26 protein-coding genes are annotated in these 24,910 nt (G+C 61.8%); 10 read left to right on the top strand and 16 right to left on the bottom strand.

Annotation, left to right across the window (positions count from 1 at the left end):
• Positions 1-93: 93 nt before the first annotated feature.
• The 8 genes from K3819_RS07795 to K3819_RS07760 form a co-directional block, all read right to left on the bottom strand.
• Positions 94-1,665: a flagellar hook-associated protein 3 gene (locus tag K3819_RS07795; RefSeq protein WP_085611551.1), complete on the bottom strand. Its 1,572-nt coding sequence runs from the start codon at positions 1,663-1,665 to the stop codon at positions 94-96.
• Positions 1,666-1,678: 13 nt separating this feature from the next.
• Positions 1,679-3,724 (bottom strand): flagellar hook-associated protein FlgK, encoded by a 2,046-nt coding sequence (flgK, locus tag K3819_RS07790; RefSeq protein ID WP_221398966.1) that lies wholly within the window; start codon positions 3,722-3,724, stop codon positions 1,679-1,681.
• Between the two features lie 21 nt (positions 3,725-3,745).
• Positions 3,746-5,038, bottom strand: a complete 1,293-nt coding sequence (flgJ, locus tag K3819_RS07785) for a flagellar assembly peptidoglycan hydrolase FlgJ (protein ID WP_221398965.1) — start codon at positions 5,036-5,038, stop codon at positions 3,746-3,748.
• Positions 5,039-5,049: 11 nt separating this feature from the next.
• A complete protein-coding gene (locus K3819_RS07780) occupies positions 5,050-6,138 on the bottom strand; it encodes a flagellar basal body P-ring protein FlgI (RefSeq protein WP_011333019.1) in 1,089 nt (362 codons plus the stop codon).
• 27 nt (positions 6,139-6,165) lie between these two features.
• A complete protein-coding gene (flgH, locus tag K3819_RS07775; protein ID WP_039765527.1) occupies positions 6,166-6,861 on the bottom strand; it encodes a flagellar basal body L-ring protein FlgH in 696 nt (231 codons plus the stop codon).
• 53 nt (positions 6,862-6,914) lie between these two features.
• A complete protein-coding gene (flgG, locus tag K3819_RS07770) occupies positions 6,915-7,700 on the bottom strand; it encodes a flagellar basal-body rod protein FlgG (protein WP_039765524.1) in 786 nt (261 codons plus the stop codon).
• A 45-nt stretch (positions 7,701-7,745) separates the two neighbouring features.
• On the bottom strand, positions 7,746-8,486 hold the full coding sequence (locus K3819_RS07765) for a flagellar basal body rod protein FlgF (protein WP_007958343.1): 741 nt from the start codon (positions 8,484-8,486) through the stop codon (positions 7,746-7,748).
• Positions 8,487-8,690: 204 nt separating this feature from the next.
• Positions 8,691-10,253, bottom strand: coding sequence for a sigma-54-dependent phenylalanine hydroxylase transcriptional regulator PhhR (locus K3819_RS07760; protein WP_011333015.1), 1,563 nt, complete (start codon positions 10,251-10,253; stop codon positions 8,691-8,693).
• Between the two features lie 280 nt (positions 10,254-10,533).
• Here K3819_RS07760 and phhA point away from each other — a divergent pair, with 280 nt between their 5' ends.
• The 6 genes from phhA (at position 10,534) to K3819_RS07735 (ending at position 14,992) form a co-directional block, all read left to right on the top strand.
• Positions 10,534-11,325 (top strand): phenylalanine 4-monooxygenase, encoded by a 792-nt coding sequence (phhA, locus tag K3819_RS07755; protein WP_039765515.1) that lies wholly within the window; start codon positions 10,534-10,536, stop codon positions 11,323-11,325.
• Positions 11,326-11,442: 117 nt separating this feature from the next.
• Positions 11,443-11,799, top strand: coding sequence for a 4a-hydroxytetrahydrobiopterin dehydratase (locus K3819_RS07750; RefSeq protein WP_166495453.1), 357 nt, complete (start codon positions 11,443-11,445; stop codon positions 11,797-11,799).
• A complete protein-coding gene (locus K3819_RS07745; protein ID WP_221398964.1) occupies positions 11,799-12,992 on the top strand; it encodes an amino acid aminotransferase in 1,194 nt (397 codons plus the stop codon). Before K3819_RS07750 ends, K3819_RS07745 begins: the two co-directional genes overlap by 1 nt.
• Before the next feature lie 332 nt (positions 12,993-13,324).
• A complete protein-coding gene (locus K3819_RS29380) occupies positions 13,325-13,456 on the top strand; it encodes a hypothetical protein (RefSeq protein ID WP_007958347.1) in 132 nt (43 codons plus the stop codon).
• A gap of 73 nt (positions 13,457-13,529) precedes the next feature.
• Positions 13,530-13,709: a hypothetical protein gene (locus K3819_RS07740; protein WP_007958348.1), complete on the top strand. Its 180-nt coding sequence runs from the start codon at positions 13,530-13,532 to the stop codon at positions 13,707-13,709.
• 95 nt (positions 13,710-13,804) lie between these two features.
• Positions 13,805-14,992, top strand: coding sequence for an MFS transporter (locus tag K3819_RS07735; protein WP_170844945.1), 1,188 nt, complete (start codon positions 13,805-13,807; stop codon positions 14,990-14,992).
• Here K3819_RS07735 and arfB read toward each other — a convergent pair.
• The 8 genes from arfB to K3819_RS07695 all read right to left on the bottom strand — a co-directional run bounded on the left by arfB (position 14,989) and on the right by K3819_RS07695 (position 22,686).
• Entirely contained in the window at positions 14,989-15,402 is a 414-nt protein-coding gene (gene arfB, locus K3819_RS07730; protein WP_011333010.1) for an alternative ribosome rescue aminoacyl-tRNA hydrolase ArfB, read from the bottom strand. The two genes, K3819_RS07735 and arfB, sit on opposite strands and share 4 nt — an antisense overlap.
• A gap of 90 nt (positions 15,403-15,492) precedes the next feature.
• A complete protein-coding gene (locus tag K3819_RS07725) occupies positions 15,493-16,911 on the bottom strand; it encodes an amino acid permease (protein WP_064378594.1) in 1,419 nt (472 codons plus the stop codon).
• Between the two features lie 846 nt (positions 16,912-17,757).
• The gene (gene rluB, locus K3819_RS07720) at positions 17,758-18,975 is read right to left on the bottom strand and encodes a 23S rRNA pseudouridine(2605) synthase RluB (RefSeq protein WP_007958356.1); all 1,218 of its coding nucleotides are present in this window, start codon (positions 18,973-18,975) and stop codon (positions 17,758-17,760) included.
• Between the two features lie 154 nt (positions 18,976-19,129).
• Positions 19,130-19,321, bottom strand: a complete 192-nt coding sequence (locus tag K3819_RS07715; RefSeq protein ID WP_007958358.1) for a DUF1289 domain-containing protein — start codon at positions 19,319-19,321, stop codon at positions 19,130-19,132.
• Positions 19,322-19,323: 2 nt separating this feature from the next.
• The gene (scpB, locus tag K3819_RS07710; RefSeq protein WP_221398963.1) at positions 19,324-20,349 is read right to left on the bottom strand and encodes an SMC-Scp complex subunit ScpB; all 1,026 of its coding nucleotides are present in this window, start codon (positions 20,347-20,349) and stop codon (positions 19,324-19,326) included.
• Between the two features lie 11 nt (positions 20,350-20,360).
• Positions 20,361-21,059 (bottom strand): ScpA family protein, encoded by a 699-nt coding sequence (locus K3819_RS07705; protein ID WP_170844946.1) that lies wholly within the window; start codon positions 21,057-21,059, stop codon positions 20,361-20,363.
• A gap of 120 nt (positions 21,060-21,179) precedes the next feature.
• Entirely contained in the window at positions 21,180-21,809 is a 630-nt protein-coding gene (locus K3819_RS07700) for an L-threonylcarbamoyladenylate synthase (RefSeq protein ID WP_108563655.1), read from the bottom strand.
• A gap of 13 nt (positions 21,810-21,822) precedes the next feature.
• Positions 21,823-22,686 carry a PHP domain-containing protein gene (locus K3819_RS07695; protein WP_221398962.1) on the bottom strand — a complete coding sequence of 288 codons (864 nt, stop codon included), beginning with the start codon at positions 22,684-22,686 and terminating at the stop codon, positions 21,823-21,825.
• Positions 22,687-22,773: 87 nt separating this feature from the next.
• Between K3819_RS07695 and K3819_RS07690 the strand changes: the two genes are divergently transcribed.
• From K3819_RS07690 to K3819_RS07675, 4 genes are all read left to right on the top strand, one after another.
• On the top strand, positions 22,774-23,370 hold the full coding sequence (locus tag K3819_RS07690) for a septation protein A (protein WP_011333003.1): 597 nt from the start codon (positions 22,774-22,776) through the stop codon (positions 23,368-23,370).
• A 1-nt stretch (position 23,371) separates the two neighbouring features.
• Positions 23,372-23,671: a YciI family protein gene (locus tag K3819_RS07685; protein WP_039765503.1), complete on the top strand. Its 300-nt coding sequence runs from the start codon at positions 23,372-23,374 to the stop codon at positions 23,669-23,671.
• Positions 23,672-23,792: 121 nt separating this feature from the next.
• The gene (locus K3819_RS07680; protein ID WP_039765500.1) at positions 23,793-24,203 is read left to right on the top strand and encodes a translation initiation factor 2; all 411 of its coding nucleotides are present in this window, start codon (positions 23,793-23,795) and stop codon (positions 24,201-24,203) included.
• Between the two features lie 7 nt (positions 24,204-24,210).
• Positions 24,211-24,888 (top strand): response regulator transcription factor, encoded by a 678-nt coding sequence (locus K3819_RS07675; RefSeq protein ID WP_007958370.1) that lies wholly within the window; start codon positions 24,211-24,213, stop codon positions 24,886-24,888.
• The last annotated feature ends 22 nt before the right edge of the window (positions 24,889-24,910 follow it).

The raw sequence follows: 24,910 nt of genomic DNA, 5'->3' as shown, positions 1-24,910 counted from the left end.
CCCGCCCGGAACAGCGAGCCCTTTGAAACCGCAAAAAAAGACGATTGATACAGAGCGGTCAGAGCAAACGGGCGCTTGCGCGCCCGTTCAGGATCAGATCTTGTTGAACAGGCCCAACTGAGAGATTTTGCTGAACGCCAGTTGCGAGGCCTGCAGCATGGTCTGCTGCAAGGTCAGACGGGTCATCACTTCGGCCGGATCCGAATCACGGATCGTGCCCTGGGTGGTGGCGTTCGCCAGTTGCAGGCTCTGGTTGGTGGTGCTCTGGTCATCCAGCGACTGCCCGCGGGCACCGATGGACGTCACCGCACTGCCGATCTGGTTGGCGGCACTGTCGATGTTGCCCAGTGCCGACTCCATTGCCCCCTGGAATTTCTGCTTGGCCACCGGATCACCGTCGATCGGGGTGTTCAGCGCCGTGACCATCTGGCCCAGGGTGTCGAGCACGTTCTGGGTCTGGTGGTTGTTGGACTGGATCGAGAACTGGTCACCGGCCGCGGGCGTGCCGCCGAGGGCGAAGGTCACACCCGCTGCCGTGGCGTTGCCGCCAGCCACGGTACCCGACGAGATCGGCTTGCTGTCGGCAGTGACAGGCGCCGCGTACAGGTCGAACGCAGTGGCGCTGGTGAACTTCAGGACTGCGCCGCCGCCCGACGGGAAGGCCGCGTCGTAGGCTGCCTGGTTGGTCACGCTGGAACCGGTGATGACCGCGGTCGACGGGTTGCCCGGGCTGCGCGAAGTGGTGAACGAGTCCGGCGAAGCCGACAGCTGGAAGCTGTGGCCGGCAATGACCGCGTCCGGGTTGGTGTCGCCGGCCTTGAGGTTGATGTTCAACTTCATGTCGACGCCACGGAAGCTGACCGTCTGGTTCGCGCCGTTGCTGTTGCTGATCAGACCGTTCTGGCTGGCTTCGGCCGTCACATCGTTGCCCAAGGCATCGGTAATCTTCAGCTGAGTGCTGCTGATGAAGTCCACGGTGTACGGCTGGCCGGCCGTGAACTTGGAGTTGTAAGTCGCCGCGCTGCCAACGACACCGTTGGTCAGCACAACGCGACCGTCATCAACGGCCGGAGCCGTCATGTTGGTCTGGGTGCGCGCAGTATTGATGGTCTGCTGGAAAGCATCCCAACCGGTGGTGTTAGTGGCCACCGACAAACCATCGCCAATGCCCAGGTTGATCTGGGTCTGGTCACCGTTGTAGGTGTAGGTGCCATCGGCGTTCTGCGAGTACGGCGCGGTATCGGTTTTCGAACCGGAAAACAGGTAATTGCCGTTGGCGTCCTTGGAGTTCATCAGGCCCAGCACTTGTTGCTGGATCTGGCTCAGCTCGGCGGCGTAAGCCTGGCGGTCCTTGTCGGTGGCGATGCCGTTGTTGGCTGCCAGCCCGATCTCCTTGGCGCGCTGCAAGGCGTCGGTGATGGCCGTCAGCGTAGATTCCTGAACAGTCAGCGAGCTCTTGGTGGTGTCGATGTTGCCTTTGTACTGATCGAGCATCGCGGCCTGCTGACCCAGGCGCAGCAACCGACCAGCCCCGATCGGATCGTCGGCGGCGGTGTTGATGCGCTGCAGGCTGCTGGCTTCGTTGGCGGTCGCGACCGTCTTGCTGTAGTTGCGCTGATATTGGGCAGCTTGTGTCGCGTAATACTGGGCGGTGGAAATGCGCATGAATTACGGCTCCTTAAAGGCTGTTGATCAGCGTGGCGAAAGTTTCCTGCGCAGCTTTGATGATCTGCGAAGACGCTGTGTAGTACTGCTGATACTTGACCAGATTGCCGGTCTCTTCATCCAGGTTGACCTGGGACAGCGAGTCCCGCGCACCCTGGGCCTGATCCAGAATCACCGTGGTGGCCGCACCGTCGGACTTGCTCTGGGCGGCCTGGGTACCGACGTTGGTCACCAGTTTGTTGTAGGCGTCGGTCAGGCTGATGCCCCTGCTCGCCGTGCCGGTGTCAACGGTTTGTTTGGTCTGCAAGCCGACCAGCGCCTGGGCGTTGCGGTTGTCCGAAGAGGCCGCACCGGTCAGGTTGATGGTGAAGGTTTCGCCGGACTTCGGCGTCGCGCCCACGGTGGTCTGCACGGTGAAGGTCTTTTGCACGTTCGGGATGACGGTGGTGTCCATCACCGGAGCACCGGTGGAGTCGACCATGCCGATCTTCAGGTTCAGGGTGTTCGCCTGACCGGGAACGATGACGCCGGAACCGATCGTGGCACCCTTGGCATCAACCATGTTGTAAGTCTGGCTGCCGCTGGTGGTGGCACCGAATACCAGTTTGACCGGGGTCGAATACTTGAGCGCGTTCTGTAGCTCCGCCTGGGACGCCGGGTTGTAGATATCGACGACGTCGGTCAGCGTCGGCTGAGTGTAGGTGCCTGAGTTGTTGGCACTGGCCACGCCGGTCAACGGTGCGGCTGCCGCGATTTTCTTCGGGTCGGTGAGCACGGTCTGGATGCTGGCCGCCGCGTTGCGGGTCGGGGTGACCTTGAACGTGTCGCCGGCACTCAGGGCACCACCGTTAAGGGCCAGGGTAAAGCCGTCGATTACCGGAGGCGGCGTGGTCGTAGTGCTGAACGAACCCATGTCGGTGCCGTCGGAGCGCTTGACCGTATAGTTGGTCGCGCTGGTGAAGGTGACCTGGTAGTCGCTGGTGGTCAGCTTGCCGGTGTCCTTGATGGTGACATCAAGGTTGCCCGAACCTGCGCTATTGCCGGACTGGGCAATACTGCGCTGGCTGATCAGGGCGGCACTGTTGATGTTGTTGAAAATCGCTGCGCCGAAGTCACCGTTCTTGTCGATGCCCTGGGCTTGCTGGCGGTTGATCTGGTCGGCAACGACCAGTGCCACACGACCCAGCTCGTTGAGTGCAGGATCGAGCACTTCCTTGCGATAAGTCAGCAGACCGCCGATTTCACCGCCGGTCATCGCCGAGGTGATGTCGATGGTGCTCGAACCACGATCCATCTGGATGCCCATGCGCGATGGGTCACCCTTGAGCGGCACGGTGCTCAGGGTATTGGTGGTATTGCCGATGACCAACGGCTGGCCGCTGCCGATGTAGATGTCGAAGCTGGTGCCACGCTCAACGACTTGCGCGCCGGTCAGCTCGGAGAGCTGACGCACGGCTTCGTTACGGCTGTCGAGCAGATCGTTCGGCTGGCCGCCGCTGGTGGAGATCTCGCCGATCTTCTGGTTCAGCGTGGCAATCGAGGTTGCCAGCTTGTTCACCTGGGACGCCATGTCGGACAGGTTGCCATTGAGCGTGGCGTTCTGATCGTTCATCTGCTTGGCCAGCGCGTTGAAGCGACTGGTCAGGGCCTGCGCGCCGGTCAGTACCGACTGACGGGAAGTGTCGTCGGTGGCCGAGGTCGATACGCCTTGCATCGAGGTGAAGAATTTCTGCAGCACGCCGGTCAGGCCGGTGTTGGTGTCGGACAGCGAGCCGTCCAGTGCGGTGGCCTGCGCACCGAAAGCGGCGGCTTCGCTATTGAGCGACGTGGCGGTACGCAGCTGAGATTCGAGGTAGGAGTTGTACACCCGACGCACGTCGGCGAGGGTCGTACCGGTACCGATGAACACGTTACCGTACTGAATCGAGGACTTAGTGCCCTGCACGGTTTGCTGGCGCGAATAACCGGCGGTGTCGACGTTGGCAATGTTGTTACCCGTCACAGCCAGAGAGGATGAACTCGCGGCCAACCCCGACATCCCGATATTGAGCAAACTCATGATTCAAACCTTACCTTGTGTTTATAAGGGCGTTGTTGAAACGCCGGCCGCAGCGTAGTTCTGATTGACCGTCATCTGCCTGGCAATCTGCGAAATCTTCGTCGCGTAGTTCGGGTCGGTCGCGTAACCGGCCTTCTGCAATTCGCGTACAAACTGTTCTGGGTTATCGGCCGACTTCAACACATCTTGATAGCGATTATTGCTCTGCAGCAACGTCACCAGATCGTGGAAGCTGTCCTTGTACGAGGCGTAGGAACGGAACTCGGCCGTCTCCTTGACCATCTGCCCGTTGCGGAATTCGCTGGTGATCGCCCGGGCCGAATCGCCCTTCCAGTTGCTGCTGGCCTTGATGCCGAACAGGTTGTGACTGCTGCTGCCGTCCTGGGCGCGCATGACCGATTTGCCCCAGCCGGTTTCCAGCGCAGCCTGAGCCACCAGATAACGCGGATCGACGCCAATTCGCGCGGCGGCTTCCTGCGCCATCGGCAGCATGGTGTTGACGAATTCGTCGGCGTTGCCGAACGCTTTCTTTGCCGGTGCCAGCGGGATCTGCGCCATGGCGCGGCCGTAAATCTGCATCTGCCCGCCCGAAGCTTTATCTGCCTCGGCACGGGCCAGCCAGTCGCCGTTGTACAGCGGGCCGGAACCGGTGGCAGCGGCGGTCGTGGCGCGTTGCGGCAGTTGAGTGGTCGCCGCCGGCGTGGCTGACGGCACCAGACCTGCGAGCAAGCGATCCGCCAGTTTCGGCGGCAGCGCCAGACGACGCTGGTTGATCATTTCCATGTCATTGCGATGGGTCAGTTCGGTGCTCGGCGCATGCACCGAACGCGACGCCCACAGCGGACGCTCGCCATTGAGTCGCGACAACGGACCATTCGTAGCCACGGTGCCGGCGGCAATCGGCGTGGCCACGGCAGCGGCCTTGGCTTTGGCTTCCTCCTGCTTGGCGGCGGATGCGGCCGCCGCCTCGCCCGGCGCCATTGGTTTGTTCTTCGACATCTGGCGCATCAGCACGTCGGCGAGGCCGATACCCCCGCCCTCGCGGGACATGGAGACCGCCAGTTGCTGGTCGTACATTTCCTGATATTGCTTGGCCGCCGGCGTATTGAGCGGGTTGTCCTGGCCCAGCGCTTCAGTGGCCGAGCGCATCGACTTGAGCATTTCACCGAGGAACAGCGATTCGAATTCCTGCGCGACCTTGCGCATGTTCGCGTCGCTGTTCTTGTCGCCGACCTTGAGCTGGTTCAGACGATTGAGGTCGGAGTACGAACCCGAATCGCTGCTGCTGACCAGACCGCTTTTGCGCATATCCATGGTCGGCGTCCTCAGATCACGATCAGGTCGGCTTGCAACGCGCCGGCCTGCTTCAGTGCTTCAAGGATGGCCATCAGGTCACCCGGCGCGGCGCCGACCTGGTTCACCGCACGGACGATCTCGTCGAGGGTGGTACCCGGGCCGAACTTGAACATCGGCTTGGCTTCCTGTTCGGCATTCACCCGCGAGCGCGGCACTACGGCGGTCTGGCCGTTGGACAGCGGGCCCGGCTGGCTGACGATCGGGTCTTCGGTGATGGTCACGGTCAGGCTGCCGTGGGTCACGGCGGCCGGCGATACCTTCACGTTCTGGCCGATGACGATGGTGCCGGTACGCGAGTTGATGATGACTTTCGCCACCGCCTGACCGGGATCGACTTCGAGGTTTTCCAGGATCGACAGATAGTCGACGCGCTGGCTCGGATCGAGCGGCGCGGTCACACGGATCGAACCGCCGTCGATGGCCTGGGCCACGCCTGGGCCGAGCATGTCGTTGATCTTGTCGACGATGCGCTTGGCGGTGGTGAAGTCGGAACGGTTGAGGTTCAGCGTCAGGCTGTTGCCCTGGTTGAAACCGCTCGGCACCGAACGCTCGACCGACGCCCCGCCAGGGATGCGACCGGCCGACGGAACGTTGACGGTGATCTTCGAACCGTCACGACCTTCAGCATCGAAACCGCCGACCACCAAGTTGCCCTGGGCGATGGCGTAGACGTTGCCGTCGATACCCTTGAGCGGGGTCAGCAACAGGGTGCCGCCGCGCAGGCTCTTGGAGTTACCGATGGACGACACGGTGATATCGACCTGCTGACCCGGTTTGGCGAACGCCGGCAGATCGGCACTCACCGACACTGCCGCAACGTTTTTCAGCTGCACGTTGCCCGATCCCGGCGGCACCTTGATGCCGAACTGCGAGAGCATGTTGTTGAAGGTCTGCAGGGTGAACGGGGTCTGCGTGGTCTGGTCGCCGGTGCCGTTAAGACCGACCACCAGGCCGTAGCCGATCAACTGGTTGGAACGCACGCCGGAAATGCTGGCGATATCTTTCAGCCGCTCTGCGTGGGCACCAAAGGCTGCGGACATCAACGCCGCAGCGAGCATGAGGCTCTTGAAATTCAACGTAGCCACCTAGAAAGGGAACAGCGGGCTGAGGAAGAAACGGTCGAACCAGCCTGGCTGACTCGCATCGGCGAACGAACCGGTGCCCGAGTAGGTGATGCGCGCATCAGCAACCCGGGTCGAGGACACGGTGTTGTCGGTGGCGATGTCGTCGGCACGCACGAGACCGGCGATCCGCACCAGCTCGTCGCCGGTGTTGAGGGTCATCCACTTCTCGCCACGCACGGCGATGATGCCGTTGGGCAACACGTCGGCGACGGTCACGGTGATCGAGCCGGTCAGGGTGTTGCCCTGGGCGGCCTTGCTGTCACCCTTGGTCGCGCGGTCGCCTTCATAGCTGGCGCTCAGGCTCAGGTCATTGCCGCCGATCGGGTTGTTGGTGGTTGCACTGCTGCCGAACAGCGACGTCAGGCCGATGCCGGTCTTGCTGTTCTTGGCCACCTGAGAGTTGGCGTTCTTGCTGGCCTGGGTTCTCTCGTTCAGGGTGATGGTGATGATGTCACCGACCCGGAACGCCTTGCGGTCGCTGTACAGGTTCTGCTCGAAACCGGCCTGATAGATCGAGCCGTTGTTGGCGGCCGACGGCAACGGTGTGCGCGGCAACACCGGGGCGTAGTAAGGATCATTGGGCTTGGGCGTCGGAGCGACGCAGCCCGCGAGCGAGACGACCCCGCTCAATGCCACAACAGATACAAAGCGCTTCATGACCCTTACCTCACGGTGTTGCAGGCAGCCTCATGGCCGCCTCATAGACTTGATTACAGATTCTGCGTTACGAACGAGAGCATCTGGTCGGCGGTGGAGATCACCTTGGAGTTCATCTCGTACGCGCGCTGGGTGGTGATCATGTTGACCATCTCTTCCACGGTGCTGACGTTGGAGGTTTCCAGGGTGTTCTGCAGGGTGGTACCGAAACCGTTCAGGCCCGGCGTACCGACTTGCGGTGCACCGGAAGCGGCGGTTTCCAGGAACAGGTTGTTGCCCACCGCTTGCAGACCGGCCGGGTTGATGAAGTCGGCGGTTTGCAGGTTGCCGATCACTTGCGATGCGGCGTTGCCGGCGGTGGTGATCGACACGGTGCCGTCACGACCCACAGTGAAGGTCTGGGCGTTGTTCGGGATGACGATGGCCGGTTCCAGGGCGAAACCGCTGGCGTTGACGATCTGGCCGTTGGAGTCGAGGTGGAAAGTACCGTCACGGGTGTAGGACGTGGTGCCGTCCGGCTGCAGGATCTGGAAGAAACCGCGACCGTCGATGGCCATGTCCAGCGGCTGCTCGGTGGTTTGCAGGCTGCCGGCGGTGAAGTTTTTCTGGGTGCCGACGATGCGCACACCGGTACCCACTTGCAGACCCGACGGCAGTTCGCTGTCCTGGGTCGACTGGGCGCCTGGCTGACGCTTGATCTGGTACAGCAGGTCCTGGAACTCGGCGCGGTCACGTTTGAAACCCGTGGTCGACACGTTCGCCAGGTTGTTGGAAATGGTGGTCAGGTTGGTGTCCTGGGCGGACAGACCGGTTTTGGCAACCCATAGAGCCGGAAGCATTCGATTCTCCTCGTGCGCCTGTTTTACGGCGCGACGTTCTGATAATTAGCTGATCTGCAAGACCCGAGCCATGGCCTGGTCGTCGTCTTTGGCGGTGTTCATCATCTTGACGTGCAGTTCGAACTGCTTGGCCAGGGCCAGCACCGACGTCATCTCTTCCACGGCATTGACGTTGCTCGACTCCAGGAAACCCGACACCAGTTTGACGTTGGCATCGGCCGGCGCAGGCTGGCCGTCCTTGGTGTAAATCGAACCGTCCAGGCCCTTGTTCATGTTCTTGATGTCCGGGTTGACCAGCTTGATCCGGTCGACTTCGGCCATGACGCGCGGCCCCTCGCCCATCGCACGGATACTGATGGTGCCGTCTTCACCAACTTCCACCTGCTGCTCCGGTGGCACGGCGATCGGCCCGCCATTGCCCATGACCGGCATGCCGTTGCCGGCACGCAACACGCCGAGGGCATCGATATTGAGGCTGCCGGTGCGCACGTAACTTTCACCGCCATTGGGGTTCTGCACGGCGATCCAGCCGTTACCCGACACGGCGACGTCGAGGTCACGACCGGTCTGCACCAGCGAGCCCGGCGTGAAGTCGGTGGCGGGCCGTTCGCTCATGGCAAACGCACGCGCCGGAAAGCTGTCACCGAACACCGGCATCGAACGCGCCTGTTCCAGGTCGCGCTGAAAACCGTTGGTGGAGATGTTCGCCAGGTTGTTGGCATGAGCCTTTTGCGCCAGTGCGTTCTGGCTGGCGCCGGTCATTGCCACATAAAGGTACTTGTCCACACTCTTTCCTCTGCATGCCGGACGTTTGCCGCCCACCGCTGTACTGCTGAGCCATAAGCAATTTGCAGACCAACTTTTTTCTGGCGGCCCACGACCCGGTAAACAAAGGACTTGAGGGATTTTGCGGGGAGAAGGGAAATGTATCGAAGACGAAAAACCGGCGGTGTCATGCCGCTTGGCGGCAAACACCCGATCCGGCCGTGATCACTCCGACGCGTCCTTGCCGACTTCGTACTCACGCAACTTGTTGGCGATGGTCGTATGGGAAACCCCGAGCCGCTTGCCCAGTTGCCGGCTGCTCGGATGCTCGGAATACAAGCGCTCCAGCACCGCCTTCTCGAAGCGCCCGACAATTTCGTCGAGCCCGCCTTCGAGGGAGAAATCGCCAAGCGGCTGACGCACGCCGTAATCCGGCAGGCGAATATGCTCGGCCTTGACCGTGCCGCCGTCGCACAGCGAAACCGCCTGGAACAGCACGTTCTCCAGTTGCCGCACGTTGCCCGGCCAGTGGTAGTGACTGAGCCGATCCATCGCCGCCGGCGCCAGTTTCGGCAGCGGGCAGCCGATCTGCCGACTGGCCTGATCGAGAAAGTGCTCCACCAGCGGCGTCAAACCGTCGAGGCATTCGCGCAGTGGCGGGATGTGCAGCGAAAGCACGTTCAAGCGGTGATACAGATCCTGGCGAAATTCGCCGCGCGCGCACAGCTCCGACAGGTCGACCTGGGTTGCGCAGATCACCCGCACATCGAGGTAAACCTCTTCATCACTGCCCACCCGCCGAAAGCAGCCGTCCTGCAGGAATCGCAGCAGTTTCACCTGCAAGCGCGGGCTCATTTCGCCGACACCATCGAGGAACAGCGTGCCGCCCGCCGTCAGCTCCAGCAGCCCGAGCTTGCCTTCGGCCCGAGCGCCTTCAAAGGCACCGGGGCCGTAGCCGAACAGTTCGGTCTCGGCCATCGACTCCGGCAACCCCGCGCAGTTGAGCGCCATCAGCGGCGACTGACCACGCGGGCTCGCCAGGTGGCAGGCCCGCGCCAGCAATTCCTTGCCGGTGCCGGTTTCGCCCTCAATCAACAACGGCGCATCCAGCGGTGCCATGCGTCGCGCTTCGCGCACCACCGCCGCCATCACTTTCGAGCTCTGGAAGATGCTGTCGAAGCCACGCAACTCTTGTTTGCGCACGTTATAGATGCGCTCGCCGACCCGGTCCGCGCGGTGCAGCGTCAGCACAGCACCAGCCATGGCCTCGCTGTCGTCGTGTTCCGATTGCAGCGGCGCGATGTCGGCCAGAAAGATGTCGCCCTTGACCTTGACCCGCATGCCGTTGATTCGCGATTTGTTGGCGCGCACCAGTTCCGGCAGATCGAAATCTTCGGCGTAACGCGACAACGGAATCCCCGGCACCTCGTCCACCCGCACCCCGAGCAACTGCGCCGCCGCCCGGTTGGCCGCCACGATGGAGCCGCCCATGTCGATCGACAGCACCGGAAACTCCAGCGCACCGAGCAGCGCATTCAACTCCATGTGCCGCCGCTCGCTGGGCATCAACCCTACCCGCTTGACGCCGAACACCCCGGCAATCGCCTCGAACTTGGGTCGCAGCGCCTGGAACTGAATGTTGATCAGGTTCGGGCAATGCAGGTAGATCGCGTTGCCATGCTCACCGCCCACCTCGCCACGGGCGACGTTGATCCCGTACTCCACCAACAGATTGAGAATGTCGCGCAGGATGCCGATGCGGTTCTGACAATGGACTTTGATACGCATATAAAGGCCCGAAACAGGTGAAGAGCCGGTCTGACGCCGGAATTTTCTGCGCAGTGCGCAAGATAGTCGTCAAGATTATGTGACAGCCATTGGCCTTTTCAAACCCGACAGTCACCGCAAACACGACTTATCGCACGAAGCGTAACGAAAATTTTACGAATTTAAGGGAGTTTTCCTACTCGACCAGTCTTCAACCTGCTGCAACAACGAACATTCCGGGGTATTTCTCAGTCCATCGCAGGACATAACAAGAACGAAATTCCCCTCGCAGGAGAGCAGTATGAAGCAGACGCAATACGTGGCCCGCGAGCCCGATGCGCAAGGTTTTATCGACTACCCCGCCGAAGAACACGCGGTGTGGAACACGCTGATCACCCGCCAGATGAAAGTGATCGAGGGTCGTGCGTGCCAGGAATACCTAGACGGTATCGAAAAACTCGGTCTGCCCCATGACCGCATTCCGCAACTGGGCGAGATCAACAAGGTGCTCGGCGAGACCACCGGTTGGCAGGTTGCCCGCGTTCCCGCGCTGATCCCTTTCCAGACCTTTTTCGAATTGCTCGCCAGCAAGCAGTTTCCGGTGGCCACGTTCATTCGTACCCGTGAAGAACTGGACTACCTGCAGGAGCCGGACATTTTCCACGAGATCTTTGGCCACTGCCCGCTGCTGACCAACCCGTGGTTTGCCGAATTCACCCACACTTACGGCAAGCTCGGCCTGCAGGCGACCAAGGAAGAACGCGTTTATCTGGCGCGTCTGTACTGGATGACCATCGAGTTCGGCCTGGTCGACACCCCGCAAGGCAAACGCATCTACGGCGGCGGCATCCTGTCCTCGCCAAAAGAAACTGTTTACTCGCTGTCGGACGAGCCCGAGCATCAGGCCTTCGATCCGCTGGAAGCCATGCGCACGCCGTATCGCATCGACATCCTGCAGCCGCTGTACTTTGTCCTGCCGAACCTCAAGCGCCTGTTCGACCTGGCCCACGAAGACATCATGGCCATGGTCAAGCAAGGCATGCAGCTGGGTCTGCACGCACCGAAGTTTCCGCCAAAACCGAAAGCCGCGTGACCCGCGACTTTTGCTTACAAGTGAGTCTGTCCGTCGTCGCCACTTTGGTTTAGCGTGGCGACATTGACGACCGTAACAGCTCTTATAAAAAAGACATCCGATCTCAGGAATCAAACCATGTCCATTTTGAACCAAGCCCATTGCGAAGCCTGCCGTGCCGATGCCCCACAAGTCAGCGATGAAGAACTGCCGATCCTGATCAAGCAGATCCCTGACTGGAACATCGAAGTGCGCGACAGCATCATGCAGCTGGAAAAAGTCTTTCTGTTCAAGAACTTCAAACACGCGCTGGCGTTCACCAACGCCGTCGGCGAGATCTCCGAGGCCGAAGGTCACCACCCGGGCCTGCTGACCGAGTGGGGCAAAGTCACCGTGACCTGGTGGAGCCACTCCATCAAAGGCCTGCATCGCAACGACTTCATCATGGCCGCGCGCACTGACGAAGTGGCCAAGACCGCAGAAGGACGCAAGTAATGCACTTCGACGCCATCGGCCGAGTGCCCGGCGACCCGATCCTCGGTCTGATGGAGGCCTACGCGCAGGATTCCAACCCGCGCAAGTTCGACCTTGGCGTGGGCGTCTACAAGGATGCCCAGGGCCTGACGCCGATCCCCGAGGCGGTGAAAATCGCCGAGGCGCGTCTGGTCGAGAGCCAGGACACCAAGACCTACATCGGTGGCCACGGCAATCCGCTGTTCGGCAAGGTGATCAATGAGCTGGTGCTTGGCGTCGATTCGAAGCTGATCGCCGAGCAACGCGCCGGCGCCACCCAAACGCCGGGCGGTACTGGCGCCCTGCGTCTGGCGGCGGACTTCATCGCCCAATGCCTGCCGGGCAAGGGTGTATGGCTGAGCAACCCGACCTGGCCGATCCACGAAACGATTTTCGCGGCCGCCGGGGTCAAGATCAGCCATTACCCGTACGTCGGCAGCGATAACCGCCTCGACGTCGATGCGATGCTCGCCGTGCTCAATGAAGTGCCGAAAGGCGATGTGGTGCTGCTGCACGCGTGCTGCCACAACCCGACCGGTTTCGACCTGAGCCACGACGACTGGCAGCGGGTGCTGGAGGTGGTCCGTCGCCGCGATCTGCTGCCGCTGATCGACTTTGCCTACCAGGGCTTTGGCGACGGTCTGGAGCAGGATGCATGGTCGACCCGGCTGTTCGCCGCCGAGTTGCCCGAGCTGCTGATCACCAGCTCCTGCTCGAAGAACTTCGGTTTATATCGCGACCGCACCGGTGCGTTGATCGTCAGCGCGAAAACCGCTGACAAGCTGATCGACATCCGCAGCCAGCTGGCGCACATCGCTCGCAACCTGTGGTCGACGCCGCCGGATCACGGCGCGGCTGTGGTCGCCACGATCCTCGCCGACCCGGAGCTGAAACACCGCTGGGCCGACGAAGTGGAAGCCATGCGTCTGCGCATCGCCCAATTGCGCAGCGGTCTGGTGGAAGCGCTGGAACCGCACGGTCTGCGCGAGCGTTTTGCGCACATCGGCGTGCAACGCGGGATGTTCTCCTACACCGGGCTGTCGCCGGAACAGGTGAAGAACCTGCGCGATCATCACAGCGTTTACATGGTCAGCTCGGGCCGGGCCAACGTTGCCGGGATTGATGCGACACGCCTCGACCTGCTGGCCGAAGCGATCGCCAGCGTCTGCAAATAACCCCCCCTGGTCTTGATCGTTCCCACGCTCCGCGTGGGAATGCCTCAATGGACGCTCCGCGTCCGCTTGGGCAGGGACGCGGAGCGTCCTGGGCTGCATTCCCACGCGGACGGTTCGACGCCTCGACGTGGGAACGATCAGGCGCGCTCATCGCGAGCAGGCTCGCCCACATTTGCCCTGCGTCACCCTGTCGCACTTGTCTAGACAATCCCGCCCGTCGAACCAAATGGATTTAAAAGTCTGATTGTCATTTTTCTTGCTGTATCCTGCGCAGGCTTTCTGAAAGCGCGGATCTACCAGATCTATCAACAGACTTAGCGAGGAGCGCAACCATGCACGAGATTCCGAATCTCCCCTTCCCAAGCCTGCACGAAACTGAGCAGACGACCACGCAACAAGCCGGTGCCCAACAGCCCGAGCCGAAAGAAGCCGCCGAGAGCCGTCCGGCCGACAGCGAAGAGTAAGCAACACCCGCCGTACAGACCGTGTGGAAAGCGCTAACATGCGCTTTCCACACTGCCTGAAACCTGAGTTGCCATGTCCAAAGAATTCGATGAACAACAGGCCGAGATCCTGATCGGTGCCACCGAAAAGATGATCGAGATCTGGAGCCGTCTCTCGCCCGAGAAACAGGCCGCCCTGCTCGCCCGTTTCGGCAGCGAAGAAAACGCGCTGGCCGCCCTGGTCACCACGCAATTGGTCGCCCCGGCCAAATAGTTTTACTTTTCCCCGCCCCGGACGCGTCCGCATCGGTATCATGAGCAGCCTATCTATTCTGCTCTTCCCGTGGATCGTAATTCATGTCGTCCTCTATGCCAGAACCCCAGCGCCCCCTGGCGGTCACGCTGCAAGTCGTTTCCATCGTCCTGTTCACCTTCATCGGCTACCTGAACATCGGCATTCCGTTGGCGGTGCTGCCAGGGTATGTGCACAGCGACCTGGGCTTCGGCGCGGTCATCGCCGGGCTGGTGATCAGCGTGCAATACCTCGCCACCCTGCTCAGCCGCCCGTATGCCGGGAAGATCATCGACAACCAGGGCAGCAAACGTGCGGTGATGATCGGTCTGGCCGGTTGTGGTTTGAGCGGTGTGTTCATGCTGATTTCGGCGTGGACGCCCAACCTGCCGCTGCTGAGCCTGATCAGCCTGTTCGTCGGCCGCCTGGTGCTGGGCAGCGCGGAAAGTCTGGTCGGCTCGGGATCGATCGGCTGGGGCATCGGCCGCGTCGGTGCCGCCAACACCGCCAAGGTCATCTCGTGGAACGGCATCGCCAGTTACGGCGCGCTGGCGGTCGGTGCGCCGCTGGGGGTGTGGCTGGTCAGCCGTTTCGGTCTGTGGAGCATGGGTGTGAGCATTCTGCTGCTCGCCACGCTGGGGCTGCTGCTGGCCTGGCCGAAAACCGCAGCGCCGATCGTGGCCGGCGAGCGCCTGCCGTTCATGCACGTTCTCGGTCGCGTCTTCCCGCACGGCTGCGGACTGGCCTTGGGCTCGATCGGTTTCGGCACCATCGCCACCTTCATCACCCTGTATTACGCCACGCAGCACTGGGATAACGCGGTGCTGTGCCTGAGCCTGTTCGGCGCCAGCTTCATCGGCGCACGCCTGCTGTTCGGCAACCTGATCAACCGCCTCGGCGGGTTTCGTGTGGCGATTGCCTGCCTGTCGGTGGAAACCCTGGGTCTGCTGTTGCTGTGGCTGGCGCCGGACGCGCACTGGGCACTGGCCGGCGCGGCATTGAGCGGTTTCGGTTTCTCGCTGGTGTTCCCGGCGTTGGGCGTGGAAGCCGTGAACCTGGTGCCGGCCTCCAGCCGTGGCGCGGCGGTCGGGGCTTATTCGTTGTTCATCGACTTGTCGCTGGGCATCACCGGGCCGCTGGCAGGGGCGATTGCAGCAGGCTTCGGTTTTGCCTCGATCTTCCTGTTCGCCGCCCTCGCCTCTTTGAGCGGCCTGGCACTGAGTGTCTATCTGTACCGCCACACGGCGAAGTACCGCGAAGACTAGAAATCCACCTTGCCGCGCCCGGCCTTGATGCTGCCGCGCTTGGTCTTCGATTCGAGCCGACGCTTCTTGGAACCCAGTGTCGGCTTGGTCGGCCGCCGCTTCTTCTCAACCTTGGTGGCACTGAGGATCAACTCGGTCAGACGCTCCAGCGCATCGGCGCGGTTCTGTTCCTGCGTGCGGTACTGCTGGGCCTTGATGATCAGCACGCCGTCGCCGGTGATGCGACTGTCGCGCAGCGCCAGCAGCCGCTCCTTGTAGAACTCGGGCAAGGACGAGGCCGGAATGTCGAAGCGCAGGTGCACGGCGCTGGAGACCTTGTTGACGTTCTGCCCGCCGGCGCCCTGGGCGCGGATGTACGTCAGTTCGATCTCGGCATCCGGCAGATGCACATTGTTGGAAATCACCAGCATGGAAAAGCGTCCCTGATCAGAACCCGCAGGATACCGCGAAAGTACAAAAAACCCGGCACTTGGCCGGGTTTGGTGTTTTTGCAACGACGCTTACTTGGCTGCGCTCGCTGCGTGCAGTGCCTGTTGCGCACCACGCTTGTTCTTGATCACGTAGCAGACCCACATGAACACCACCCACACCGGGATCGCGTACACCGAGATCTGGATGCCCGGGATCAGCAGCATCACGCCGAGAATGAACAGCACGAACGCCAGGCAGATGTAGTTGCCGTAAGGGTACCACAGCGCCTTGAACAGCGGCTTCTGGTGGGTCTTGTTCATGTGCTGGCGGAACTTGAAGTGCGAGAAGCTGATCATCGCCCAGTTGATCACCAGCGTTGCAACCACCAGCGACATCAGCAGTTCCAGCGCGTGTTGCGGGATCAGGTAGTTGAGCAGCACGGCCACCAGAGTCACCGCCGCCGACGCCAGGATCGAACGCACCGGCACGCCGCGCTTGTCGATCTTCGCCAGCGCTTTCGGCGCGTCGCCCTGCTCGGCCATGCCCAGCAGCATGCGGCTGTTGCAATAGGTGCCGCTGTTGTACACCGACAATGCCGCGGTCAGAACCACGAAGTTGAGGATGTGCGCGGCGGTGTTGCTGCCAAGCATCGAGAACACCTGCACGAACGGGCTGCCGCTGTAGGAATCGCCCGAAGCGTTGAGGGTTTCAAGCAGGCTGTCCCATGGGGTCAGCGACAGCAGGATCACCAGTGCGCCGATGTAGAAAATCAGGATCCGGTAGATCACCTGGTTGATCGCTTTCGGGATCACGGTTTTCGGCTTGTCGGCTTCGGCTGCGGTGAAACCGAGCATTTCCAGACCGCCGAAGGAAAACATGATGATCGCCATGGCCATCACCAGACCGCTGACGCCGTTCGGGAAGAAGCCACCATGGGACCACAGGTTGCTGACCGAGGCTTGCGGGCCGCCATGGCCGCTGACCAGCAGGTAACTGCCCAGGGCGATCATGCCGACGATCGCCACGACCTTGATGATCGCGAACCAGAATTCGGCTTCACCGAAGACTTTGACGTTGGCCAGGTTGATCGCATTGATCAGCACGAAGAACGCGGCAGCGGTGACCCAGCTCGGGATCTCCGGCGCCCAGTAGTGGATGTATTTGCCGACCGCGGTCAGCTCCGACATGCCCACCAGGATGTACAGGATCCAGCAGTTCCAGCCCGACAGGAAACCGGCGAAACCGCCCCAGTATTTGTGCGCAAAGTGGCTGAAGGAGCCGGCCACCGGCTCTTCGACGATCATTTCGCCGAGCTGGCGCATGATCATGAAGGCGATGAAGCCGCAGATGGCATAGCCGAGGATCATCGACGGGCCGGCGGATTTCAGCACCCCGGCCGAGCCGAGGAACAGTCCGGTACCGATCGCGCCACCGAGGGCGATCAGTTGAATATGGCGATTTTTCAGGCCGCGTTTCAGCTCGCCTGATTGCGAGTTTTGTCCACTCATGAAAAAGGTCTCACGCAAGGTTTGATGATGTTCAGTAGACGTTGCTGCAAGGTTGCGATTTCAGCCAACCTTGATCAAACCCCAGCGCAGGCACCAGGAATTCAGCTTTTTTACAACGGTCATGCGTCACCTGTTTGTTTTTATCTGTGACGAAATCGAACCCGACACGCTTGTGACGCGGCGGAGTGAACAAGGCGGATAAACCTTGAGGTTTGCGCGATTACGCAGAGGGTCACAGTTAAAACGCGGCGCATTGTACACCGCTAACCCCCTGCTGCCAGACCTCGCCGGATCAGCGTGTCGGTTGCCGGGATTGCATGTGTCCACCCCGGGAAGCCCGGGCGGCTGCAAAAATTGAGTCAGGCCTTTGCAGGCCATCGGCGTGGACGATGGAAAATCGGCCCCACGTGGAGAAGTGAAAATGGATTACGGCGTTCATTGCGCCTCCTTCTTGTTATGCACCTGCACGACAGGCATGCCGCGCATCTCACCCTCCAAACGACGCTGAAACAAGCACGCCAGAGCGCTGCGCAAGGCCCGGCGGGCGTGGCTGCGGCAGATTTTCCTTACAGCCTGACAAAGGCAGCCGGTTCACGGGACTGCGGCGGCTTTTTCGTAAACATTCACTGACAGTGCGTAACGTAAAGTTTCCACTCCAGACCCATCGAAGCGGCGTCCGGTCATTGACGTTAGCTGGCTAACTATTTGAAAGGCGTTAAGTTTTTTGTTTTAAACCAAGAAAAACACGCCAAAAAAAGAAATAAAAAGTCCAAAAAAAAACGCCAACCCTGAGGTTGGCGTTTCTGTTTTCAGCTTGAAGCTTGCCGCTCGAAGCTTACAACCGCGTTATTCCGGCTTCTTGCGACCGAAACCCGGACGCTGGCCGGAACCGGCCGGTGCGCCACGGCGCTTGCCCGACGGCTTGTCATCATCAGCCAGCTTGATGCCTGGACGCTTCGGCGATGGCTTGGACGGACGCTTGGTGTCGACTGGACGATCCGCCACCGGCGTACCGCGACCTTCGCCACGCTCGGTACGGCCATTGGCCGGACGCGGCGTGCGTGGACCGCGTTCGCCATCCGGACGCGCTGCCGGTTTGCGACCTGGACGCTCGCCTTCGATCTGCGGCTCGCGAACCGGACGCGGACCGGCGCCAATCGGCGCACCGTTGGCCGGACGCAGGGTACGCACGCGCTCGGTACGGGCCATCGGACGCGACGACTTGCGCTGCATGCGGTCGAGCTTGTCTTTGCTCTTGGCATTCAGTTGCGGCATCGCCACCGGGGTCAGGCCGACTTCGGCGCTCAGCACGTCGACTTCGTACTGGCTCATTTCGCGCCAGCGGCCCATCGGCAGGTCGGAGTTGAGGAACACCGGACCGAAACGCACGCGCTTCAGGCGGCTGACCACCAGGCCCTGGGATTCCCACAGGCGACGCACTTCACGGTTGCGGCCTTCCATCACCACGCAGTGATACCAGTGGTTGAAGCCTTCGCCGCCCGGTGCCTGTTGGATGTCGGTGAACCGCGCCGGGCCGTCTTCCAGCACCACGCCGGCCTTCAGGCGTTCGATCATCTCGTCATCGACTTCGCCGCGCACACGCACCGCGTATTCACGGTCCATCTCGTAGGACGGGTGCATCAGGCGGTTGGCCAGTTCACCGTCGGTGGTGAACATCAGTAGACCGGTGGTGTTGATGTCGAGACGACCGATATTGATCCAGCGGCCTTCTTTCGGACGCGGCAGCTTGTCGAACACGGTCGGACGGCCTTCCGGGTCGTCACGGGTGCAGATCTCGCCATCGGGCTTGTTGTACATGATCACGCGGCGAACCGACTCGGCGGCTTCTTCGCGCTTGATGACCTTGCCGTCAATGGTGATGGCGTCGTGCATGTCGACGCGCAGGCCCAAGGTGGCGTCTTTGCCATTGACCTTGATCCGGCCGGCAGCGATCCAGGATTCGACGTCACGGCGCGAGCCGACGCCGATACGGGCGAGAACTTTCTGCAGCTTTTCGCCTGCTGGGCCGATTTCCTGGTCGTCTTTCTGATTGATGTCACTCATCTGGGCACCTCCCGGTGTGGTCTGTTCAGCGGCGCTGAATTGAGCCGCTGAAACGTTGAAATCTGGGTTTTCGGGCGAAGGGATCGCCGAAGGGTCGCGAATCATACGCGGATGTGGCCGCGCGCGCATCAGAGACTAGTCGATCAGGCCAAGGTTATTTCTTTTTCCGCCGACCGGTGGCCCCGAGCTTGATCAGACGCAGCGCGGCTTCGGCCAATACAGTGCGCTTGTCGTCCTTGTCGAGTTTCTTCCAGGCCCGGATCTCGCGCTTGCTGCGGCCGCAGCCGAGGCAGATGTCGTCGCTGAACTTGCAGACGCTGATGCACGGGTCCTTGGTCGAGCTCATGCTCAATCCTCGAACTCGCGGCGTTCGGCTTCAATGGCTTCGGCCAGGGCGCGGGCCTCGGCCTCTTCTTCGCTCAGTTCTTCCTCAGCGGCGGGTTCCGGCGCGGGCTGTTCCAGCCGGGCGACGGCAGCCAGCAGTTTTTCCCGGGCTTCGGCCACGCCGAGTACATCGTCTTCCTGCTCGGGCTCCGGCTCAAATTCAGACTCACTCTCAGTCTCAAATTCAGGCTCGAACTCAGGTTCTGGCTCACCCTCGTGCGGCGGCTCGACCGGATCGGATTCAAACTCGGTCGGCAGCGATTCGCCGCCCACCCCGTCACGCAGCAAGTCGTCGAAGTCGGTCTTGATCCCCTCCTCCATGCTGTCCAGTTCCAGCAGCAGGGTGTGGAAACTGGTTTCCTCCTTCGGTTCTTCCGGCTCGGCGCTGGCGTCGGCCAGTTCCTGCAAGCCCGGTGGCACCGGAGCGTCGTCGAAGTCGAGCACCGGTTCCGCCTCGATCTCGCGCAGCTCGGCCAGCGGCGGCAGATCGTCGAGGTTCTTCAGGTTGAAGTGGTCGAGAAACGCCTTGGTGGTGGCGAACATCGCCGGTTTGCCCGGCACGTCGCGGTAACCGACGATGCGAATCCACTCGCGCTCGATCAGCGTCTTGACGATGTTGGTGTTGACCGCCACGCCCCGCACGTCCTCGATTTCGCCCCGAGTGATCGGCTGGCGGTAGGCGATCAGCGCCATGGTTTCCAGCAGTGCGCGGGAATAGCGCTGCGGACGCTCCTCCCACAAGCGACCGACCCACGGTGCGAACTTTTCACGGATTTGCAGGCGATAGCCGGAGGCGACTTCCTTGAGCTCGAACGCCCGGCCCTCGCAGGACTTGCCAAGCAGAGTCAGGGCTTTCTTGAAGACCGGCGGTTCCGGGCGCTCGCCCTCTTCGAACAGTTCATACAGGCGCTCGAGGGATTGCGGCTTTCCCGAGGCCAACAGAAAGGCTTCAAGCAGGGACGCCAGCTCGCGGGGTTCAGTCAGGTTCATATCGGGACTCGTTATTCGGCTCGGGCTCGCACGTGGATCGCGGCGAACGGCTCATTCTGCACCAGCTCGATCAGGGATTCCTTGACCAGTTCAAGGATCGCCATGAAGGTCACTACCACCCCGAGCTTGCCCTCCTCGGCGGTGAACAGCTCGACGAACGGCACAAAACCGCCGCCCTTGAGCCGCTCCAGCACGTCACTCATGCGCTCGCGGGTGGACAGCGCCTCGCGGCTGACCTGATGGCTTTCGAACATGTCGCCGCGGCGCAGCACTTCGGCCATGGACATCAGGATTTCTTCCAGCGCCACGTCCGGCAACAGCTTGCGCGCGCGGGCTTCCGGGGCATCGAGCTTGGGCACGATCACGTCGCGACCGACCCGGCTCAGGCCATCGATGCCTTCAGCGGCAGCCTTGAACCGTTCGTACTCCTGCAGACGGCGAATCAGTTCGGCGCGCGGGTCGTCCTCTTCGTCCTCGACGGTTTCGGCCCGGGGCAGCAGCATCCGCGACTTGATCTCGGCCAGCATCGCGGCCATCACCAGGTACTCGGCGGCCAGTTCCAGGCGCACCGACTGCATCAGCTCGACATAGCCCATGTACTGGCGGGTAATTTCCGCCACGGGGATGTCGAGGATGTTGATGTTCTGTTTGCGGATCAGGTACAGCAACAGGTCGAGCGGGCCTTCGAAGGCTTCGAGGAAGACTTCCAGCGCATCCGGCGGGATGTACAGGTCCAGCGGCATTTCCGTGACGGCCTGGCCGTAGACCATGGCAAACGGCAGTTCCTGCTGGGCACCGGCCTGGGGATCAACGGTTTCCACTGCGGACATTCAGGCCTCGACCATGAATGGCGCGGGATCGCCGCAACCGACGCGGATCACTTCCGGATCGTCGCCCGTGAGGTCGATCACGGTGGAGGCCTTGATACCGCCGGAACCGCCGTCGATGATCAGATCCACCTGATGTTCGAGCAACTGGCGCATTTCGTACGGGTCGCTCAACGGGTCTTCATCACCCGGCATGATCAGGGTCACGCTCATCAACGGCTCGCCCAGTTCGGCCAGCAGCGCCAGCGCGATCGGATGGCTCGGCACCCGCAGACCGATGGTGCGCTTCTTCGGATGCAGCAACAGGCGCGGCACTTCGCGGGTGGCGTTGAGAATGAAGGTGTACGGCCCCGGCAGGTGGGCTTTGAGGATTCGAAAGGTCCCGGTGTCGATCTTGGCGTAATTGCCCAGTTGCGACAGGTCGCTGCAGATCAGTGCGAAGTTGTGCTTTTCGTCGAGCTGACGCAGGCGTCGAACGCGCTCGATGGCGTTCTTGTCGCCGATCTGGCAGCCGATTGCGTAGGAAGAGTCCGTGGGATAGACCACCACTCCGCCCTTGCGGATGATCTCGACCGCCTGTTTGATCAGGCGCGCTTGCGGGTTTTCCGGATGAATCTGGAAAAATTGACTCACATTCTCTACCTGTTCAGACGGCGGCAATAACTGGGTCATGTTTGAACCGACCCCACAGGGGTGGAAGGTCCTCCGGCACCGGCCGGTACTGGCCGATCTCGGACCAGCCACCAGGGCCATGGAAATCACTGCCGGCGCTGACCAGCAGACCGAACTCACGGGCAAGGATGGCAAGGCTGCCCACCTGTTCCGCAGGCTGATGACCGTTGACCACTTCGATCGCATGCCCGCCCGCTTGAATATAGTCGGCAATCAGCTTTCGGCGCTTGCTGCGGGTGAAATCGTAGTGCCACGGATGCGCCAGGCTGACCCAGGCGCCGGCGGCGCGCAACGTGCCGACGGTGTCTTCCAGGGTCGGCCAGTGCTGCTTGACGTCCCCCAGTTTGCCGGCGCCGAGCCATTTACGAAACGCCTCGGCGCGATCCTTTACAAAACCTTCACGCACCATCCAGTCGGCGAAATGCGGGCGGGCCGGCGCGTTGCCGCTGTCGCCCAATTCCTGCTGGATCTGCCGCGCGCCGTCGAGCGCATTCGGCATGCCCTTGAGGGCGAGCTTGCGGCTTATTTCTTCTGACCGCAGCCAGCGGCCGTCGTGCAACTTCGCAATCGCCTCGACCAACGGCGCGGCGTTGACGTCAAAACCGTAGCCGAGCACGTGAATGGTCGCCCCGCCCCAGGTGCAGGACAATTCGACGCCGTTGACCAGTTGCATGTCCAGCGCCTCGGCGGCCGTGCGCGCTTCGGCGAGGCCTTCGAGGGTGTCGTGGTCGGTCAGGGCCAGGACTCGCACGCCGTTCTCGAACGCACGCGCAACCAGTGCCGCAGGCGCCAGGGCGCCATCGGAGGCCGTGCTGTGGCAGTGCAAATCAACATTCACGGGGATGTGTTACCTCAAATCAGCTGGCGCTATCGCGCGCCCATATGTTTGTTATTATGCCGCCACATCCAGCTTCTGGCTCTCACTGTGAAACAATTCATCGATTTCATCCCGCTTCTGCTGTTCTTCATCGTCTACAAACTCGATCCACGCACCGTCGACGTTGCCGGCCATGAACTGACGGTAGGCGGCATTTACAGTGCCACCGCCATGCTGATCATCAGCTCCCTGGTGGTGTACGGCGCGCTCTTCATCAAGCAGCGCAAGCTGGAGAAGAGCCAGTGGCTGACCCTGATCGCCTGCCTGGTGTTCGGCAGCCTGACCCTGGCCTTTCACAGCGAAACCTTCCTGAAATGGAAAGCCCCGGTGGTCAACTGGCTGTTCGCCCTGGCCTTCATCGGCAGCCATTTCATCGGTGACCGCCTGCTGATCAAGCGCATCATGGGTCACGCGTTGACTCTGCCGGATCCGGTCTGGACCCGCCTTAACATCGCCTGGATCGCCTTTTTCCTGTTCTGCGGGGCCGCCAACCTGTTCGTCGCCTTCACCTTCCAGAGCATCTGGGTGGACTTCAAGGTGTTCGGCAGCCTGGGCATGACCGTGCTGTTCCTGGTCGGTCAGGGCATCTACCTGTCCCGTCACCTGCACGACGCCGATACCACAACGCCAAAAACCGAGGACTGACATGCTCTACGCCATCATTGCCACCGACGTCGCCAACTCCCTGGAAGCCCGCCTCGCCGCGCGCCCGGCACACCTTGAACGCCTGCAAGTGCTCAAGGGCGAAGGCCGCATCGTGCTGGCCGGCCCGCACCCGGCGGTCGACAGCAATGATCCGGGCGCAGCAGGTTTCAGCGGCAGCCTGATCGTCGCCGAATTCGACTCCCTGAGCGCGGCGCAAGCCTGGGCCGATGCCGACCCGTACGTCGCCGCCGGCGTCTACGCCAATGTTGTCGTGAAGCCGTTCAAGCAAGTCCTGCCGTAACCTCCCCCGCAAAAGCCCTCAGCGCGATGAACCTTGTCGGTTCATCGCGTTCTCAATCGCTCATTATTCTCGTTTGCCGGCCGACAACCTGCCCAATATCCATTTGGAAACAGGAGTCGCGATGCGCAAGGGTCCGTTGTGTCTGATGTTGGTCACGTTGTCGATCATGGCGCCCGCCCATGGTGAAGAAAGCACCGAAGGCAACAGCTCCACGCCGCTTTCATTGAGCGCCGGCAGCCAGATCACCGAGTTGCAGCAGCGCCTGAAGGCCAGCGAGCAGCAACGGGAAGAACTGAGCAAACAACTGCAAAATGCCGACAACACCCGCGAAAGCGCCCAGCTCGCCCGGTTGCGCCAGGAGAACCAGCGTCTGAAGCTGCAACTCAAGGAAGCCCAGGCCAGCCCGCTGCCGCGCCTGTTGACCGAACAGCAGCAATGGTTCGTCACCGGGGCCGGGGTAGCGCTATTGGCGCTGCTCTGCGGTATCTTTGCCAGTGGAGCAAGCCGAAAACGTCGGCAATGGCTAAATTGAGTGAGTCATGAGCGAGCTGTTACTGATTGATGATGACCAGGAGTTGTGTGAACTCCTGAGTAGCTGGCTGAGCCAGGAAGGCTTTCAGGTCCGGGCCTGCCACGATGGTCAGAGTGCCCGCAAGGCGCTGGCCGAAACCGCGCCGGCGGCCGTGGTGCTGGACGTGATGCTGCCCGACGGCAGCGGTCTGGAACTGCTCAAGCAACTGCGTAGCGATCATGCCGACCTGCCGGTGCTGATGCTTTCGGCCCGGGGCGAGCCGCTGGACCGGATTCTCGGCCTGGAACTGGGCGCCGACGATTACCTGGCCAAACCTTGCGATCCACGCGAACTGACCGCCCGCCTCCGCGCCGTGCTGCGCCGCAGCCACCCGGCCGCCGTGTCGACCCAGCTCGAACTGGGCGACCTGAGCTTCAGCCCGGTGCGCGGCGTGGTCAGCATCGACGAAAAGGAATTCACCCTCACCGTCTCCGAAAGCCGTCTGCTTGAAGCCCTGCTCAAGCAACCGGGCGAGCCGCTGGACAAACAGGAACTGGCGCAGATCGCCCTCGGCCGCAAGCTGACCCTGTACGACCGCAGCCTGGACATGCACGTCAGCAACCTGCGCAAAAAGATCGGCCCGCACCCCGACGGCCGCCCGCGCATCGTGGCCCTGCGCAGCCGTGGCTACTACTACAGCCTCTGATCGTCTGTCAGTTTTGTCAGGT

Origin of the sequence: Pseudomonas sp. 3-2 (genome assembly GCF_019710535.1) — a bacterium.
Lineage (GTDB): Bacteria > Pseudomonadota > Gammaproteobacteria > Pseudomonadales > Pseudomonadaceae > Aquipseudomonas > Aquipseudomonas pharyngis.
The sequence above is the reverse complement of the archived record's forward strand: the minus strand, read 5'-3'. Positions and strand labels throughout refer to the sequence as shown.